General features: G+C 47.3%; 17 protein-coding genes. 9 read left to right on the top strand and 8 right to left on the bottom strand.

The genetic code is table 11. The features are described from left to right. Window positions 1-17 precede the first annotated feature (17 nt). Together QUA54_RS22185 and QUA54_RS22180 are read right to left on the bottom strand one after the other, a co-directional pair. Entirely contained in the window at window positions 18-755 is a 738-nt protein-coding gene (locus QUA54_RS22185) for an MORN motif-containing protein (RefSeq protein WP_333416315.1), read from the bottom strand. A 44-nt stretch (window positions 756-799) separates the two neighbouring features. After that, window positions 800-2,227: a hypothetical protein gene (locus tag QUA54_RS22180; protein ID WP_333416314.1), complete on the bottom strand. Its 1,428-nt coding sequence runs from the start codon at window positions 2,225-2,227 to the stop codon at window positions 800-802. A gap of 229 nt (window positions 2,228-2,456) precedes the next feature. On the opposite strand from QUA54_RS22180, the gene QUA54_RS22175 reads away from it, so the two are divergent. The 5 genes from QUA54_RS22175 to QUA54_RS22155 all read left to right on the top strand — a co-directional run bounded on the left by QUA54_RS22175 (window position 2,457) and on the right by QUA54_RS22155 (window position 6,872). After that, window positions 2,457-3,161, top strand: coding sequence for a retropepsin-like aspartic protease (locus QUA54_RS22175; protein ID WP_333416313.1), 705 nt, complete (start codon window positions 2,457-2,459; stop codon window positions 3,159-3,161). Window positions 3,162-3,587: 426 nt separating this feature from the next. After that, entirely contained in the window at window positions 3,588-5,186 is a 1,599-nt protein-coding gene (gpmI, locus tag QUA54_RS22170; RefSeq protein ID WP_333416312.1) for a 2,3-bisphosphoglycerate-independent phosphoglycerate mutase, read from the top strand. A gap of 134 nt (window positions 5,187-5,320) precedes the next feature. Then, the gene (secG, locus tag QUA54_RS22165; RefSeq protein ID WP_172187376.1) at window positions 5,321-5,560 is read left to right on the top strand and encodes a preprotein translocase subunit SecG; all 240 of its coding nucleotides are present in this window, start codon (window positions 5,321-5,323) and stop codon (window positions 5,558-5,560) included. 81 nt (window positions 5,561-5,641) lie between these two features. Continuing rightward, entirely contained in the window at window positions 5,642-6,367 is a 726-nt protein-coding gene (locus QUA54_RS22160; RefSeq protein ID WP_333416338.1) for a peptidase, read from the top strand. Between the two features lie 37 nt (window positions 6,368-6,404). Then, the gene (locus QUA54_RS22155; protein ID WP_333161514.1) at window positions 6,405-6,872 is read left to right on the top strand and encodes an NUDIX domain-containing protein; all 468 of its coding nucleotides are present in this window, start codon (window positions 6,405-6,407) and stop codon (window positions 6,870-6,872) included. 260 nt (window positions 6,873-7,132) lie between these two features. Here QUA54_RS22155 and QUA54_RS22150 read toward each other — a convergent pair whose 3' ends face one another. Continuing rightward, the gene (locus QUA54_RS22150; protein ID WP_333201293.1) at window positions 7,133-7,645 is read right to left on the bottom strand and encodes a rhodanese-like domain-containing protein; all 513 of its coding nucleotides are present in this window, start codon (window positions 7,643-7,645) and stop codon (window positions 7,133-7,135) included. Window positions 7,646-8,084: 439 nt separating this feature from the next. Here QUA54_RS22150 and QUA54_RS22145 point away from each other — a divergent pair, with 439 nt between their 5' ends. The 4 genes from QUA54_RS22145 (at window position 8,085) to QUA54_RS22130 (ending at window position 12,520) form a co-directional block, all read left to right on the top strand. Beyond that, window positions 8,085-8,804 (top strand): hypothetical protein, encoded by a 720-nt coding sequence (locus QUA54_RS22145; RefSeq protein ID WP_333416311.1) that lies wholly within the window; start codon window positions 8,085-8,087, stop codon window positions 8,802-8,804. Window positions 8,805-8,858: 54 nt separating this feature from the next. Then, window positions 8,859-10,760 (top strand): hypothetical protein, encoded by a 1,902-nt coding sequence (locus QUA54_RS22140; RefSeq protein WP_333416310.1) that lies wholly within the window; start codon window positions 8,859-8,861, stop codon window positions 10,758-10,760. Between the two features lie 4 nt (window positions 10,761-10,764). Then, window positions 10,765-12,225: a DUF1802 family protein gene (locus tag QUA54_RS22135; RefSeq protein ID WP_333416309.1), complete on the top strand. Its 1,461-nt coding sequence runs from the start codon at window positions 10,765-10,767 to the stop codon at window positions 12,223-12,225. 157 nt (window positions 12,226-12,382) lie between these two features. Continuing rightward, window positions 12,383-12,520, top strand: coding sequence for a hypothetical protein (locus tag QUA54_RS22130; protein ID WP_333416308.1), 138 nt, complete (start codon window positions 12,383-12,385; stop codon window positions 12,518-12,520). A 10-nt stretch (window positions 12,521-12,530) separates the two neighbouring features. Here the strand turns inward: QUA54_RS22130 and QUA54_RS22125 are convergent, their stop codons facing one another. The 5 genes from QUA54_RS22125 to QUA54_RS22105 form a co-directional block, all read right to left on the bottom strand. Continuing rightward, the gene (locus QUA54_RS22125; RefSeq protein WP_333416307.1) at window positions 12,531-12,725 is read right to left on the bottom strand and encodes a hypothetical protein; all 195 of its coding nucleotides are present in this window, start codon (window positions 12,723-12,725) and stop codon (window positions 12,531-12,533) included. A 118-nt stretch (window positions 12,726-12,843) separates the two neighbouring features. Beyond that, window positions 12,844-13,716 (bottom strand): MBL fold metallo-hydrolase, encoded by an 873-nt coding sequence (locus QUA54_RS22120; RefSeq protein ID WP_333416306.1) that lies wholly within the window; start codon window positions 13,714-13,716, stop codon window positions 12,844-12,846. Between the two features lie 250 nt (window positions 13,717-13,966). Then, a complete protein-coding gene (locus tag QUA54_RS22115) occupies window positions 13,967-15,202 on the bottom strand; it encodes an HhoA/HhoB/HtrA family serine endopeptidase (RefSeq protein ID WP_333416305.1) in 1,236 nt (411 codons plus the stop codon). A 577-nt stretch (window positions 15,203-15,779) separates the two neighbouring features. Then, complete coding sequence (locus tag QUA54_RS22110) at window positions 15,780-16,862, bottom strand: AI-2E family transporter (protein WP_333416304.1); 1,083 nt, start codon at window positions 16,860-16,862, stop codon at window positions 15,780-15,782. Between the two features lie 263 nt (window positions 16,863-17,125). Then, a complete protein-coding gene (locus QUA54_RS22105) occupies window positions 17,126-18,199 on the bottom strand; it encodes a D-alanine--D-alanine ligase family protein (RefSeq protein ID WP_333416303.1) in 1,074 nt (357 codons plus the stop codon). Window positions 18,200-18,371 lie beyond the last annotated feature (172 nt).

Raw genomic sequence — 18,371 nt, 5'->3', positions numbered from 1 at the left:
AATTTTAGAGGCTAGATTCACGGTTGAACGCGCTTGCCTGCGCGAAACTCTCCGGGAAACCGTCTGCCTTTAGCATCTGTAATTACTCCTCTACCGTGAGGCAGTCCCTTGCGCAATTCGCCTTGGTAGCGAATGCCGTTTGGGAAGGTGCAACTACCTTTGGCGTCTAGCTGTTCGTTGAAAAACTGACCGTCGCAGCGCGTGCCGTCAGCGCGGGTGAACACTCCCCGACCAAACGGGTTTCCTGCGAAAAACTGTCCGGCGTAGCGATCGCCGCTAGCAAAGATAAATTGCCCTTGACCGTGCGGCTGACTGCTAGCAGCCCCGCCGCCAACTTGTTGAACAATTTCAAATGTTCCCCGGTAGCGATCGCCACTAGCAAAAATAGCTTCTCCCCTAACGATCAGACCGTTGCGGAACTCTCCCACCATGCGGTCATCGTTGGCGAACAGGAAGACACCTTGACCGTTGGGCACGCCGTTGCGAAACTGTCCTTCATAGCGATCGCCCTTCGAGTATACGTATATTCCTTGTCCCTGAGGTCTGCCGTTGACGAAATTTCCTTCATAATTGTCGCCATTCTCGTAGTTGCATTTGACTCGACCGTTGGGGGGAGAGCCTTCGCAAACGGGAGGGCGGTTTTGGGCGGCTTCTGGCGCCGCCAATGACTGCTGAATGTTGGCTAGCAGTGAGAGGCATCCTACCCCCGAACTAACCAACATCACTATTCCGAATTTTTGAATTGAGCGAAGCATGACTGTTCTCAATTTTCGTTCCAAGGATTGAGGTAAATTTTTCATTAAACTGGGTTTTGGGCAACTCGGGGAGATTTTTCTCCCACAATTTTAGACACCTCTACACCGTTTTCTTCTAAAATCACAACCGGATCGGCTGCTGATAGGAAATCAACCCGTTTGATCAGCACCTGCCCGCTGGCAATCCGCTGTCCTACTTTGATATATCGACTTGTTGGCTCGTTAGGTGCCTTCACAATTACCAGTATGTCATTACCAACTCTGACTACGCCACTAACTTCAACTCCTTTGGCATTGTCTGTCGAAGGCGGAGGCGGTGGGGCTGGTGCAGCCACTGGGGGGGGTGGCGGGTTGGGGTCTTGCCAGGAGGGCGGCGGCGTTAATTCTGGCAGCTTGGGTAGACCGGGCAGTTCTCTGGTGGCGATGTTGGGAATGCTGGGAGGGCTGGGGGGGCGAGCAGCGATCGTTGGGGATCGTCCCGGTGCTCCCGGTCGTCCCGGTGCTCCCGGGCGTCCCGGTGTTCCCGGGCGTCCCGGTGTTCCCGGGCGTCCCGGTGTTGCTTGGGGGCGTGCGGTGGTGCCTCTTGGGAATGCCGGTATAGATGGTAGTCCGGGTATAGATGATGCGGGAGCTGCTGCTATATCTGGGGAGCCTGCCGGTCTAGATCCCGGGCGTCCGGGGCCGGCTGGCTGCCGTCCGGTGGTGCCTCTTGGGAAGCCCGGTAGGGAGGGCAGTCCAGGTATAGATGCAGGATCTCCTGCTATGTCTGGGGAGCCTGCTGGTCTAGCACCGGAGCCTGCTGGTCTAGTACCGGGGCGTCCGGGGGCTGTTTGGGGACGCGTTGAAATTGGCGACCTCCATTGGGGTATGCGGGTTAACGGCAGGTTGGGAAGACTGGACACCTGTACGGGGCTTTGGGTTTGGGGAAGTTCGGCAATTGCGCCGCCGCCCCCTGCGCTTGGGCGCTGTGCTGGCGTCCACTGAGGGGGGTTTCTATCATCTGGCAGCTTGGGCAGATTTGGCACTTGTCGGACAGGCAGGTTGGGGAGTTCGTTGCCCTGCGTCCCGCCGTCTGTTCTGATCGGTTGAGGCGGAAGGACTGAGAATGGATCGTTTGCTTTGCCGGGGATGGGGGTCTGTCGAATTGCCGTCCCGTTTAAGTCCGGTGCTGTCTTTTTGGCCTGGATGTCTGCTTGAGCTTGTCTTGCTCGTTCGTCGGGGTTTGTGGGTCGGAGCAAGCCGGGGGGCTGGGCCGCTACTACGGGGGAGGGAAATGTCTGGGCTGCTGGGGTGGGACTTGCCGCGGCACCGGGAGTTCCTGGAGCGTTGGCGGCCGGTGACGGAGATGCTGCACCGGGACTGAGAGTAGGACTAGGAGTGGGACTGGCCGTGTTGCCGCCCCCGTCGCCGCCACATCCCCCGATCGAGAAAGCCAGCATTCCTATAGTTGCAAAATATAAAAGTTTACGCATTGCCGATCATTCCCAAACGCCTGACTTTTAAGTGATCCAAATGGCAAGTGCAGTTGATGCCATTTGCCGCTTTTAAGTTTACCTGTGTTTGATGGTATGCGATCGCTTGAAAATTGCCAAGCTTTCCTGATGATCTGATGTGGGAGCGGGCGATCTGTTTTCGGGAGCAGGTTAGGATATCAATGGCGGTGGTTCTTCTAGATATTGAATCAATCAAGGCATTCCTCTAATGGCAAAAGTGATTCTCAAGCGGATTTGGCGATCGGGCATTGTTTCTGCGGCCGTTTTGGCTGCTGTTGGCTCGGTGGGGGGCGTCGAGCTACATTCTCATTTACAGGGGGCAGCATTCTCAACAATACCTAAGAAACCGGGTTTGTTGACGAAAAACCTAGGATTTCAGGTGATCCCGCAGCCTGAAACCAAGGTGATGACATTGGTGTCCCATGTGAGTTCCCAGCAGCTCGATCGCACTTTAACAGCAGGATCGGGAGCCGCAACAGGCAATGTGTACTCTCAGTTTCGCAGGGGCCCCTCCAATCCTGGTGCCCGACCGCCGGCGGGGAATCAAAAGATATTTCAAGCTAAAATCAAGCGGCGCGCTGGCGGGACGCCGGTGATTGATGTGGTATTTAACGGCAACAACACTTTTGAGATGATTGTCGATACCGGGGCGAGCGGCACTTTGATTACTCAGCGGATGGCTACTGCACTGCGAGTGAAACCCGTGCGTACCGTGAGAGCGGGGATCGCTGACGGTAGCGTTGTCGAGTTCCCGATCGGCGTAGTGCGATCGATTCGGGTTGGGGGTGCTGCGATCCAAAATGTCGAAGTGGCGATCGCCAAACAAATGCCAATAGGTCTGCTCGGTCACGATTTCTTTGGCAATTACGATGTCAAAATTAAAAAAGATGTTGTAGAATTTTATGTCCGCTGAGAGTGAGCCGGTTCGGAAACCGATTTTTGCTCAACTCGTTGAACGTTATTCCCACCCCAGTCAAAGCTTTTTAATCTATTCCTTAAGGCAGTAGTCAAAGTCCGCCATCTGTGGTAATCTTCTTAGTGTTTCAATAGCAACCTACCGTTGAACAATTGGTGAAAATGCGGCGGCAAAAGCAGGGTCGCTGTTGGTGAGATAGGTAACAGCCTCCGACTGTGCATTCACAGTACAGGGCAAGGCAATCAATTAAACAATTCCCAAAGCAGGTCGAAATTAGTTCCCACAATGCTGTGGCTGAGGGACTTTAGGTTGGCTTTGTTCAGCCGGAGCGTAGAAAATATGTAAACTGATTAGCGGAAGATGTTCCGCAAAATCGGAAATCATGCAAATCGAGAAATTAATTATTCTAAATAAGGTATTCGCATGGCACAAGCGTCTGTATCTCCTGTAGTGCTGATTATTCTGGATGGCTGGGGTTATCGTGAAGAAAAATACGGAAATGCGATCGCAGCTGCGAAAACACCCGTGATGGACAGTCTCTGGGCCGCTTATCCCAGAACTCTGATTCACACATCGGGCCGGGCGGTAGGGCTTCCTGACGGACAAATGGGCAACTCAGAGGTCGGCCATTTGAATCTGGGCGCGGGCCGCGTGGTTCCTCAAGAGTTGGTGCGGATCTCGGATGCCGTCGAAGACGGTTCTTTGCTCAACAACCGGGCGCTGGTTCAGCTTTGTGAGAAAGTGCGCCTTCAGGGCGGCAAGTTGCACCTAACGGGTCTTTGTTCTGAAGGCGGGGTTCATTCCCATCTCAGTCATATTAAGGGTTTGCTGCAATTAGCAAAGGCACAGGGAATTTCTGATGTTTGCATTCACGCGATTACAGACGGTCGCGATACTACTCCGAAAGAGGGCGTCGAAGCTCTAGGCAAGATAGAAAGTTATATCGCAGAGGTAGGGGTCGGTCGGATTGCGACCATTAGCGGCCGCTACTACGCGATGGACAGGGACAAGCGCTGGGATCGGGTGCAGCGTGCTTACGAGGCGATGACGACTGAGGGTGCGCCGGACGGTCGATCGGCTGTTGATGTGTTGCGGGCCTCTTATGCTGAAGGAGTGACGGACGAGTTTGCAATTCCGACTCGGATTGCTCCGGGGGCGGTGGCATCCGGGGATGGGGTAATTTTCTTTAATTTTCGCCCGGACAGGGCTAGAGAATTGACTCAGGCTTTTGTGTCTCCCATTTTTAATGGGTTTGAACGGCAGTTAATTGAGCCGCTGGCGTTTGCGACTTTTACTCAGTACGACCCGAAACTGTCGGTAATGGTGGCTTTTGAACCGCAGAATTTGAACAATATTCTGGGCGAGGTAATTTCTAAGCACGGTTTGCAGCAGTTGCGGACGGCGGAAACTGAAAAGTACGCTCATGTGACATATTTTTTTAATGGGGGTCTGGAAGAGCCTTTTATAGGGGAACACCGCGAGTTGGTGCAGAGCCCGATGGTGGCGACTTACGATGAGGCGCCGGAGATGTCGGCGGCCGTGGTGACGGATGTGGCTGTGGCGGGTTTGGAAAAGCGGATTTATTCGTTGGTGGTGATTAATTACGCTAACCCGGATATGGTTGGTCATACGGGAATGATGGGTGCGACGGTAATTGCGATCGAAACTGTGGATAAATGTTTGGGGCGGCTGTTGAGCAGCATTAGTAAAGCTGGGGGAACGGCAATTATTATTGCTGACCACGGAAATGCTGAGCAGATGTTTGACGAGAACGGGAATCCCTGGACGGCTCACACGACTAACCCGGTTCCGTTTATTCTGGTAGAAGGCGAAGGTCTGAAGATTCCAGGTCACGGAACGGATGTTCCTCTGAGGACGGACGGCTGTTTGGCTGATATTGCGCCGACGATTCTGGAGCTTTTGAGGTTGCCTCAGCCCCCGGAGATGACGGGACGCTCTATGATTGAAGCCGCTAATTTTGAAGTTCGCGCCAATCGCACTCCGGTGCGAGTCCGATTGTAGTAGGGACGCAGCAGTAGGGACACGGCAGTGCCGTGTCCCTACATAAATTGCGGTCGATCGACTGGATGTGCGCGATCGACCGAATTTGATATGATGATTGATTACCGATTACTAATTACCAATTACGGCTAATTATGAATATTGTTTCTGTTTTACAAGCTATCTGGTCTTTGTCTGCTTTAGGACTTGTGGTTTTTGTATTGCTGCACAGTCCTAAAGGTGATGGCATTGGAGGGATTGGCGGACAAGCTCAATTGTTTACCAGCGCCAAGAGTGCAGAAACGAGTCTGAACCGGATTACTTGGGGTCTGTCTATTGTTTTTATGGGTTTGACGGTGATTTTGAGTGCTGGTTGGTTGACGCCTAAGTTATAAGATTCGGATTTTTAACCGCAGATGACCGCAGATAATATCAAGTTCATCTGCGTTTATTTTCGTCTATCTGCGGTTGCAAAAATGCGGTTGTGGAAAGTTACGGTAAAACCCCGATTGCTGGCTGGTGTGGGATTGGCTTTATGTTGTTTTAGCCTGATAATTTTTACTCAGGTTAATACTCCGGCGGCAAGTCTTTCTGCTCTCCCGAAGACTTTGCCAAATCCACAGGTTCACCCTTTGCCGCCAACGCTGGCAAATTGGCAAGATTCCACGGATAGCGGTGATTATTTTGACCAGGTTAAGCCACCGAATTTCGGTCATTTGCTGTGGTCGAAGTTTCCGATTCAGGTTTATGTTGAGCGTCCAGTTGATGCTAATAAGTCTGAAGAATGGGTGGGGGCTGTGTTGGATGTTGTCCGGGAATGGGGGGTTTATTTGCCTTTGGAAGTGGTGGATAGTTCGGAGGTAGCTGATATTAGGATTTTACGTCGCGCTCCGCCTTTGCGTCAAGGGGTGTTGCGATCGCGATCGGGAGAGGCTACCTATGAATTGTACGCCCGTCGCGATGGGGATAAAACTGTGTTATCTCATCGGTTTTCAGTTTATTTGAATCCCAATCAAGTGGGTAAGTACGTTCCGGCGACGGCGCGGCACGAGTTGGGTCACGCTTTGGGAATTTGGGGCCACAGTTTGATAGAAACTGATGTGCTTTATTTTTCTCAAGTGAGAAACCCTCCGCCTATTTCGGCTAGGGATGTCAATACTTTGAAGCGCGTTTACGAACAGCCGACTCGGTTGGGGTGGTAATTTTAGTTTTGATCTGTAAAATCGTGTCGGTAAAAAGATGAAAGATGAAGCTTTTGGTATTGTGCCAGTTTTTGCGACTGAAACTGATAGTTTGTTTTTGTTGATTCAACATCAAGCGGGACATTGGGCGTTTCCTAAAGGTCACGCCAATCAGGGAGAATCTGCGCTAGAAACCGCGAAGCGGGAGTTTGAGGAGGAAACTGGCATCCGCGATTGTGAAGTGCTTGAGGAGCCTAGTTTTGTGGAACGTTATTCCTTTGTTAAGGAAGGGAAGCCTAGTTCTGTGGAACATTATTCCTTTGCGAAGGAAGGGGAATCAATTGAAAAGACTGTTACTTACTTTTTGGCTTTTGTAAATTCAATGGAAGTTCAGTTGCAAGTAGAGGAAGTTCAAAATTCGGCCTGGAGTTCCTTTGAAGATGCAGTTAAGCTGATTACTTTTGATGGGAATCGGCAAGTTTTAAGGGAAGTCAAAGCATTTTTGGACGCGAGGAAGGAATGTTAATCAGTCTTGGACGCACACACTTGTTTATCTAGGGTGTGCATTGTTCACTTTACGCGATAAGTAGCCTGTCAAAGCACTTTTAGCGTCCGCGACTGTTAATATCTGGTCCGGTTATACGATCGCAATTAAATTTGTAGTAAGGACTTTAGTGCTTAGTTACTGCAAGCTTTAAGATAAAGAGCGAGTCCTTACTACAAACAAATTATTTTGTTAAATACCCAACTTCTTCAATAAGTCGGGTATCTAGGTATTCTGTGTGATTATTTGTTGATTTTCTGGGCTTCGGCGTGGTGTTGCAAGCGAGAAAAAACGTTGTAGGCATCGGGGCCGGGATTACCGTGTTCGACTGCGCCGTCGATGGGGCCGTCGATGGCTTTCCAAGCTGGAATTCCGCCTTTTAGTTCGGCTACTTTTCTAAAGCCTGCTGCGCGGAGAAGATTAGCGGCTTCGGCTGTTTGTTCGTCGTTTTCGCCGTAGATGTAGATGTCGCGGATGGGTTCGAGGCTGGATTTTGCTCGCTCTACTAAGTCGTCGATTGGCATGGGTACGGCGCCGGTAATGTGACTTTTGCCGAAGCTTTCAAAATCACGAGCGTCGATGATTGTTAATCCGGGTTCGCCCCAATCTAACCGAGCTTTGAGGTCGTGGCTAGATGCTTGAGCTTTTAAACCGGGAGGGGTAGGAGTTAAATCGGGAAGTTTTTCTTTGATGTCAGAAATTTGGTCGGGAATCTTTTTCATGGGTAAACTGTTGTTCAATGTTTTGATTGCCATTGCAATTTAACAAAATGTGTAGGTTGAATTCGTCTTTCTAAAGGCAGAATCCGGTATTGAACTAAAGTCGCAGTTAAGCTGGGTTGCGGGTGGTTGACTAAGGTTGGGATCGCTACATTTGTTGAGGTTGCTAAGTTGTCTCAGGCGCCGATCGAGATTGTTTTGATTGAAAAGAGCGATCGCTCGTATTGACTGCGGATAATTTGAAGTGCGATAAGTTATCCAACATTCTATTTTATCAATTCACAAGTTTTTAGTCAATCTTCATATTCTTTGTAATCGAATTTTACTGTCCTGATGAGTGACAAAATTATTTAATAATGAAATCTGCATCAGTTATTCGCAGGTTCGCCGGCGTGCTTGCGGAAAAGTTTAAATGTTTCCCAGCAAGGTTTCTGGTAGAATTTGATAGTAAAAACAAGTATTTAAAGGTATGGATATGTCTGAGAATGATGAAATTCCAGTGTCTAAAACTCTGACACCAGAAGAGCAAGCGCTTTGGGATGCGAAGGCGAAAGTTCGGGTACTGCTGAATTTGTGGGATTTGGGCGGCGGGAAGATGAAGGTGAAAAAGGGGGATTTGACTAAGCGGATTGTGCGGACTAATGAGACGAGTCAGAGATATGTGGAAGTGCTCGGCGAGTTGCAGGCGACTGGGGCGATCGAGTATTCGCTGGTAAATCGGGTGACGCTGGTGGAATTGAGCGCGAAGGGGAAAGAAGTTTTAGCGGAAGGCTTGAAAAGTAAGGATTCTCTGTTTGAGTTTGATGGTTCTCAAATTGGTACTCGGCTGGGAAATTCTTTGTTGAAGTGGATTCGGCATCAGGATGGTGCGGCAAGTGTTGGGGTTGAGAAGGGGAAGGCGGATGTAGGGGCGATCGCATCCTATGACGATTTTAAGGCTGTGGCGATCGATGTGTATGACAGCTTGAACCGCGATTATAATTTAGACGATTTAGTGCCGATTTATCGGATGCGTCGGGCGATCGGGGAAAGGGTAGGGCGATCGGAGTTCAATGAGTGGCTGTTGGAAATGCAGGCTCAAGATATTCTCCAACTTATAGGTGGCAGTGTAGAAGACAGCGCCCCCGACAAAATCGAAGATTCTATCACCACAAAAGTTAACGGTTTGCGCTGCTATGTCAAGCGTTTAACCTAATTAACTTGAGTTAGTAGTGTATTCGCTCCTTTATCTTCACACACACACAAAACGATGAATGACTTTCACTCCTCAATCCCCGACCTCAATAAAGCTATTGCAAGTCAAAACCCTTTTGACAGATCGTTAATAGTCAGGAGCAATGATATTTGGAAGCCAAGTTTTCCTGACGTTCCTTCTATCAATGCTCATGCCTCTGATGCTATCTTTCAGGCAATAGAGCAAATCCGCGCCGGGTATCGTACAGTTAGTGGCATCACGATCAAAGCTGAAAAAGGTCTAGGAAAAAGCCACCTAATCAGTCGGATTCGCAGCCGCCTTCTAGATGAAGGTGGTTCTTTCTTTGTTTATATGAGCGACGTAGACTATGGAAACTTAAACCGAGTCCACGCTAACTTTCTAAACACTTTGTCTTTAAGCCTAAAACAGATTGGTAACGAAGGCGTAATGCAGTGGCAAGAATTAGCAACTGCATTGATCAATGAGGCATTCGCGAAAACTTACATACCTCAAAAGTTAATCAAGCAATTTTCGGGTTCATCAGCAAAAAATCCTAAATTAGTTGATGGCTTAACTGCCAAAGTGCTTCAAATTAAGCCAAACATCGAAAATCCTTATTTGATCCAGGCTATTCTGTGGACACTTTCTTCAGATAAAGTGAGCTTTGCAACCAACTGGCTGTCTGGAAAAGCCTTGGCACAGGGACAAGCTGATGCAATGGGTTTACCAAATTCTACAAAAGAGGATAAAGAAGGTGAAGCATTTCAGACTGTCTGCCAAATTTTAGACTTAATCGGTGATTACAGAACTCTAGTAATTGGCTTTGATGAGTTAGAAAGTGTAGATCGGAATGAAGCTGGTTTCAACAGGGCGCAGGTCGTCGCGCTCTTAGTAAAAGACCTGTACGGTAAAATTAAACGAGGTGTCTTAATGACAGCTATGTTTGATGAAACTTGGCAATTTCAAATTAGAGCATTACCCCAGGCCGAGTCAGTCACAGCTAGAATGGGTGAAAAGATTTTTGATTTACAGTATCTGAATGCTGATGATGTAGTAACTCTAGTTTCTCAATGGCTCAAAGAATTTTATGACAGTAAAGGTTTAACTCCACCTTATCCCGTTTATCCTTTTCATGAAGGTGAATTGAGAGAACTGGGAAAAGAAAAGTTAATTGTCAGAAAGGTTTTAGAGGAGTGTGCTAAGAATTGGAAAGTACCTGACGCTCCTACTCCACCGCCCGTAGATCCACTCCATCAAGTTGAACTTGCTTTTAACAACGAACTGAATGCACTTGAGGAAACAATCGAGAAATATTTTGAGGATAGCACTATTTTAGCGGAAGCTCTATATCTTGGCTTTCTTGCAGTAAAAGGGGAGACTGTGGAACGAGTGCAAATTGAGGAGATTGAAAAGGTACAAACTAAAGCTGCAGACAAAGGTTATCTCCACTTTAGAATTCGAGGTCAAGAAGGTGGAAAGTCGGTCAAGATAGTAGTAGCAGTTGTTCAAGAATCTGGGGCAAAGTTTGTCAGTGCTGCATTAAAGCGATTAATTGATTATCAAAAGTTTGATATGACTCGTGGTTGTTTAGTTCGTTCTAAAGATGTTAAACCGAAGACAGTAGGAAAACAGTGTTTGGATCGACTTCGTTCTCCAGAACTAGGTGGAGAATTTGTCAAGCTTGCCAGTGAAGATATTAAGCCTCTCTTAGCTATTTATTTTGTCAACAATGCTCGCACAGATTACGATGTAACCGAAGACCAAATACTGGAGTTTATTGTTGAGAAAAAGCTCGCGGCTGAAAATCCTCTAATTTGTGACATTCTTAGCGAGCCGTCGGGTCAGATTCCTGATGGGTTAGTTGATGAAAATGAGATAGCTGAAAGTACCTTCATACCTGATACAACGGAAATTAACAACCTTGACGAAGCACTTGATAAATTATTAGGTCAATAAGTGGATGAGTTATTCTGTTTTTGTTGATACGGCTTTGCAGTTACCTGCGCCAGATGTGGAAGCCTTAATCGAAGGGCGAGTGATTGCAGCCATGCCTCGAATTTTCATCGAGCCTGGTAGGTCATTTGCCCTATATCCAGCCAAGATCTCGATGAATTTGCTCCCCCACGAGCAATACTACCGATCGAGTTTTTTACCAATTGCTAAAACCTCATTTTCTCAGTTAACTTCTAAGACGATTTTGATAAAAGCTTGGGCTAAATGCGAATGGTGTCAAATACTAAACGATCCCGAATCATTAGAGGCTTTGTCGCGGTTAACAGTCTGGACAACAGAGGCATTACAGCAAACTCTCCTGCAACGAGGTAATATTTTTCTAACTCATCTTCGCGTTTATCTGCTAGCTCAGCCGCTGGAAATGCCAGTGCATCCCAGCGGCAATTTTGTATCTTTGCCAAAATCTCTAACTGTTACTGATTCAACGCCTGTGTTGAGCGAATCTATCTTTGCTAAACGCAGTCACAAGCTGAAAAAATTTGAGCCTCCCGATTATCCAGAATTGGAAGAGTTGCAAAGTGCATTAGTGTATTTATCTACCACCAACCCAAAAGCCAAACAACTAGACGCAGAAATTAAAATATTTCTAGGTTGGTCTGAAAATTTACCAGCAGCAAAACCAGATCGAGATTTTGATTGGATTAAAACGATCGCAGCTTTGGGAAATCGCAGCATCGAACTAGAAGAAAAAAAAAGCAACTATCAAGCAGGCACCGATTTTGAGAATATCACACGTCAAAGCCTTGAATTCTTAGGATTTAAGATTGAAAATGCCTACAAAGGCGGCGCTGGTGGCTTAGATTTATTTTGCTCCAAACCCTATCCCTTAGTTGGTGAGTGTAAGGCGGGTAGACTTATCCCCAGTCGAACTGCTGAGGAATTGATTAAACTGGGAGGAATGCACTTAAGTCGGGATAAATTTTTAGAATCTACCAAGTTAGTGATTGGCCCTGGCAATCCTTCGGCGGATATGTTGAAAGCAGCACAAGAATGGAAAGTTAGTATTATCAATGCCATGACTTTACAGAAGCTAGTTGAGTTAAAAGCTAAATATCCAGGTGCTGTCAACTTAGTTGAACTCAAGCCCTATCTAGAAATGGGGCGGCAAATCGACGACAGAATTCATGATTATATTCAGAAAGTTGAAAGAGAAATTAGGCTGCGCTCGCAAATCGTACAAGCAGTTAAACAACTTTGCTCCGATAGCGACTTTACAACGGTTGTTGAGATTAAAGTTCAATACAATGCTACATTTGCCGCCACTGATTCTAAGCTGACAAACGAATCCGTAAAGGATTTGACTATAGAACTTTCTTCACCGCTGACTGGTTACTTAGGGCGAATTAAAGGAGAAAATTGGCAAAGCGATCGCTTTTATTTCCTGCGCGACTTGTCGCTAGAGGATTGAGATACATCAAGGGCGATTCCCTACCCTTCGGGAACCTCTGCGGGAAGATAGCTTTGCTTCACCCACTTTATCCCATCTTCTACACAGCATCAGGATTTACGCCCAATTCCCGTAACCTCGCCGTCAACCTTTCAGCACCCTGTTCGACTGTTGGTAGATGTTTCCTCAAATTTACCAAATTCACCTGCAACGGCAACTAAAAAATACCGAATATCTGGCTCTCAAAGTTTTGGTATATCTCTGGCAATCTCACAAACAAGTTAGCCGGGAATTACTGGCGATCTTAATGCCTTAGTGTTTTGACGCTAGTAACCATTAATAAAACCAGCCAAAATTTGACCTGAAACTTGAGCTTGAAAAGACTTAACCCAGCCCCCAAAGCTCAAGTTTACGCTTAGAGCGAAACGAATTTGCGGGCGATAGCCCGTCACAGCGATTTCGGTGTCAGCGCCAGTTTTCAGGCAACTTAATCCCGCTAATTCTATCACTTTGGTTGCCATTCCAAAGGCTTAATACCCAATCCGGCTTAAATATCCCCTCTTATTCTTAGTCGCCCTCGGCTCGGAATTTGTGTGTGTAGGATTGGCTAGTGCCGAAGATAGAAAGGGTTTTAAACTATTAAGAATCGACCATCCAAGCAACACATTTCCGCATTTGATTGCTCATTGTTTGTCGATCGGCATTATACCTGCGGCCGTGTCCCGGCAACACCCATTCAAACGAGTAATTAGCCAAATTCTGCATAGATTTGATTTGTTCCGGCCAAGAATACCAACAGACTTCGTGAAAGCCAACTAGCTGCTGCAAACTTTCCGACCAAGCAAGATGATCGCCGCTGAACAAAAACTTGTTATTGTAAAGCAAAACTGTGTGACCTTTCGTGTGGCCGGGAACAGGTACAATCAACAAATCATCGGCTATTTGATGCGGTTCGCTGCCCCCCAATTGAATTTCTACACTGCGAGTACCCGCGTTAATTTCGTCAGTATGGAGAATGCGATCGCACCCAAAATGATCGCGGTATTTTTGATGGTCTGCTACGTCGTCGCGGTGAGTCAAGTACAGATAGCGAATGCCCCCCATTGCTTCTATGTTTTTGACTAGCGGCGGCACAAAACGGGGAGAATCAACTAAAACATTGCCCTCTGGACGGACAATTAAATAGCTAGCAGCACCGTAGGATTGCTCTGAGTGATAGCCGCAGTGATAAACATTTTCAGCTACGAGTGCGGGCAACTGTTGCTGAACTTGTTTGATGTTTTTGGGTTTTTCAACAGTGCCGATGGAACTTGTGGGACAAGACAAAAGAGCCGCGAGCGATCGCACTTCTTCCATCTCGTTAGTTGGCTGGTGGTAAACAGCAGACTGTTCTCCATCTTGAGTAAATACTTCAGGTGCCATCCACCGACAAGTATCGCAGTCAATGCAGGTACTGTCTACATAAAAGTTACCGTTAATATTTTCAGTACGCCTCCGATTAATGTTAGCCATTGTTCTACCTCTTAATAACCCATATAAACTATGGTAACTTACTATAACGAGTACCCCCGACATCCCGCCGGAGGTTTAAACCCCCGTATCACAGCACAATCCGGTTAAAACCGACTAATAATTACTCCCTATTTATTGACAGTAGCTTAGTATCAGTCCTCTTGCATAGGACTGATACTTTGAGGCAGGGGTTTAAACCCCTGCCGGACTCTTGCTTGTGCGTGCAAGATATAAGTTTCAATCAACAATGCTACCGCTCCTGGGCCGCTGGAAAAGCACCCGCTTTCACGGCAACAGTAACAGGTTGTCCGCTGCGGCTCACTTCAAGCTGCAGATCGCTGCCCACTGTACTTTTCTCGACAATTTGCTGTACGCTGCCAGCATCGCTGACTTCTGCACCGTTGATTTTCTTGATCACATCGGCAACGCGAACTCCAGCTTGTTCTGCCGGAGAACCTTTGGCAATTCCCAAAACTAACACGCCTTTATCTTCAGTCAGCCTCAATTTGGGGTTGGGATTTTTATTGAATTCTGCCTTGACTTCGGGAGTAATGCTCAACATCCGAACGCCGAGATAAGGATGTTCGGCTTTTCCGGTTGTTACTAATTGGTCAGCAATTTGTTGTGCTCGATCGATCGGAATCGCAAAACCCAATCCTTGAGCGCCTTGAATAATCGCCGTATTCATGCCGATAACTTGACCGCGCTGGTTCAGCAGCGGGCCGCCAGAATTACCGGGATTGATCGCAGCGTCGGTTTGAATAAAGCTGACGCGCTTGTCGGGAACGCCGACATCGGCGCTAGAACGGCCTGTAGCGCTAATAATGCCCACAGTTACAGTATTGTCCAAACCGAGGGGATTGCCGATCGCGATCGCCCATTCTCCCGGCTCTAATTCTTCAGATTTGCCCAAACTCACCACAGGCAAATTGGTAGCTTCAATTTTAACAACAGCCACATCAGTAACTGTATCTACACCTAAAACTTTGCCGACAAATTCGCGACCATCCTTCAGTTTTACCGTCACCGTATCTGCACGGTCAACGACGTGAGCGTTAGTCAAAATGCGACCGTCGGAACCGATGACAAAACCCGAACCGGAGCCCCGTTCTACCCGATTTTCCGGCGCAATCGGAGATTCCGAACCGAAGAAGCGGCGGAATTGCTCGGGGATCTCATCTGGAACTTGGTTCGTCACCGTGCGAGACGAATTGATCCGCACCACTGCCGGGCCGACTTCCTGCACAACTTTAGTGACAAAATTAGAGTCTTGAGAGGGCAATATATTTGCAGGTAATGCTGAGATTGGCGCTGCACTTGCCGGTTCAGCTTTGATGGCGTTAGAACTTCCAGGAACTTGAGAAGTTAGGGCGTTGCACCCAACAGTTGCGGTCGAGCCGAGCAAAAGTAGGGATAAAAAAGCAACTTTTTTCGGCAAATAAAAACGGCGAGAACGCTGAGAGGCAGGCATATCTTTGGTTGACATAGTATTGATTTGGTGGGAGTTAGAGCGAGAGTTATAATTATGGTTTTCCATTTTTAGCACCTACTGTAATTAACTTAGAACTAAATGCTCTTTAATTTTAATTCAAGCATTAGTGAGATCTGCTTGACTGGTAGGGTTTACCCTACAAGCTGGGGTAGAAACCCGACAAGTGCAGGCAAATTGTGTGTGGATTCCAGCTTTTGAGTGCGATCGAACTGAGCCAGGATTGGAGAATTGCCTCAGATTTCAATAATCAAGACTACGGCTGCAGGCCAGGATATTCCGCATTGGCATGAAATGTTGACAGAATTGATATCCGAACTCTACAACAGTCCTGGAATCACAAAAACCTGGTTAAGAGTCAAAATCTTCGTTGTGAGCGATCGACGTTCACGTAGAAACGGGGTTTTTGACCCCGCCTGCATCGAGGACAGCAGCTAAAGCACCCGCAAAGCCTAAACCTAAAGCAGGAAGTAAAAAACCTGTAATGCCTCAAGCTAAAGTACCAACTCAACCTCAGCCACAATAGCCGGCAAAAACTCCCTTAAAATCTTAAATATGAACCGATTTTGCAATTTTATTGCTCTATAGATTTAATGGAACTAACCGAATCTATTTCCCTTGACTTGTTCCTCGAAATTTCCAAAGTATCAACAGTATTCTTAATAAAACCAGCCATCGGCACAGCAACTAACAAACCTGCTACTCCAGCCACCTTAACCCCCACCAGCAGCGACACTAAAATCCACACGGGATTGAGACCGATAAAACTGCCTAATAACCGAGGAGCAACTCCGCTTTCAATTACTTGCTCAATTATTGTAGCGACAGCTAAGACTGTGACGCCGAGCCAAAAGTTGTTTAATGTGATCAACAAACTGACAATGCAAATACTGAAAGGTGCCCCGAAGGGAATCATGGTCATTACACCCACACCCAAACCGAACAGCAGTCCGAAAGGAACTCGCAAAATTAAAAAAGCAACAGTCATCGACAGTCCCATCAAACCCGCCAAAGTTGCTTGCCCGACGAAGTAGTTGTGGAAGCTTCGCGCCAGCAACTCTCGCAATTGAAGGTTCAGCTTGGAGGGAAACCATTTAAACAAACCTTCCCAAAGGCGATCGCCGTGCAAGAGCAAGTAAAATGTCAGGACTATTGTGAGCAGGGAATTCAACAGACTGTCTGCCGCACCCAAGCCAAATTTGAGAATTTCGCCAGTGAGAGACTGCAATTGAGATGAAAGTCGATCGCTCAATTGAGTAGTCAAACCGCTAACATCAATGCGGAGATTGCGATTTTCCGCCCATTTGTGAAACGCTTCCATCTGTTCTGTGCCAGAAACTATCCAAGTCGGCAGTCTGGTGGCGAGTTCAGTGATTTGGTTTAGCAAAATGGGAGCCAGAGTCAGACCTAAAACCACCAATAGCAGTAAAGTAAAAAAGAATACCGACAAAACTGCTCGATCGCGCTTCAAGCCGTATCTGTGCAGAAAACGCACTGGATAATCTAGCAAAAAAGAGAAGACTGTAGCGACGATCAAAACTGTAATCAGTGCGCGAAAATATTCAAAAACTAGGAGGGCTAACCAGCAGTTGAGTACCGCTAGGGGAAAAAACAGTCCGTAAGTCCACCAATGCGACAGTTGAGTGAAACGTCTCATCTAAGTTAACCGAGTTAAATTTTAAGATGCAAGATGTGAGATTGACGCTGCTATTCGCTGTTCTCAGTTAAACATTTTATGTTGCATTTAATTTATACTAGCCTGCTAAAAATTGCCAGTTGCTCGACCAGCACCAGAAATAGGGTGGCGGGCAGGCACTGCCTGCCACAACCATGTTATATCGTTTCCGCTGGCATGGATATATTACCTGCAAAATAATTTATTTTTTGCTCTTGACACGAAAGCAGTTTGCCGCTCGCGATTCAACCTTTTTCCCCGTGCCGTTCGAGAGCTAATTGAATTAAACGGTCTACTAATTCCGGGAAAGAAATGCCGTCCGCTGCCCACATTTGCGGATACATACTGGTAGCTGTAAAGCCGGGAAAAGTGTTGATTTCATTAATCAAAACTTCTCCGGTTGATTCAATGTAGAAAAAGTCTACTCGCGCTAAACCTGCCGCGTCTACAGCCAAAAATGCTTTTACTGCCATTTCTTGGATTTGCGAGACGATCGCACCGCTGACTTTTGCCGGGATTGAGCAGTCGGCTTGTCCCAGGGTATATTTAGTTTCGTAGTCGTAGAAATCGCTTTGAAAAGTAATTTCTCCCACGGTTGAAGCTTGGGGATTGTCGTTGCCTAAAACTGCACATTCTAATTCTCTAGCAACCACACCCGCTTCGACAATTATCCGCCTGTCGTAGCTGGCGGCGCTATCGAGAGCTGCTTCTAATTCAGCGCGCGATCGAGCTTTAGCAATTCCCACAGACGAACCCAAATTCGCCGGTTTAACAAAGCAAGGATAGCCCAAAGCTGATTCAATTTTGTCGCACAGTTTGGGGAAAACGCAAGGATTAGACCAGATTTCGGAACGGTTGACAGCGATGTATTTTACCTGCGGCAAACCAGCGTGAGCAAAAGCCATTTTCATCGCAATTTTATCCATTCCCAGCGCCGAACCTAAAACCCCGGAACCGACAAAAGGAATTTGCATTAATTTCAGCAACCCTTGCACCGTACCGTCTTCGCCGTTTGGGCCGTGCAAAACAGGAAACCAAACATCTACGGCATTAAAATTAGGAAACTGTCCAGACGCGGCAGAGTCGTCTTTTCCGGGTTGTTCCTCTATTTCCAGAGGTTTCCCGGTGGCTAAGACTTGTTGAGGTAATGTTCCCGACAGCCAGCGGCCGTTTTTTTGGATGTAAAAGGGCAGAACTTCGTATTTAGAGGCATTTTCGTCGGCAGCGAGGGCGCGGGCGATCGCCCGCGCCGAACTAATGGAGACTTCGTGTTCGCCCGATCGCCCCCCGAACAATAGCCCGATCCGCATCGTTGTCATTTTTCACTACTCCTAGGACTTTTCGACAAATATACACGCAGTTAGCGCAACTAACCCAGAGACGAACCGCTTTAAGACTATTTATGTCCTCTGTCTCCTCTGCGATCTCTGCTGTTAAAATCCCCCCTCCCGCCTGTCAAAAGCCTGAATTCCTCCCCGGTCATTTTCACTT

The organism is Microcoleus sp. MOSTC5 (assembly GCF_036701825.1).
Taxonomy (GTDB): Bacteria; Cyanobacteriota; Cyanobacteriia; order Cyanobacteriales; family Microcoleaceae; genus Microcoleus; species Microcoleus asticus.
Note: the sequence above shows the minus strand (reverse complement) of the source record. Positions and strands in the feature narration are given on the sequence as shown.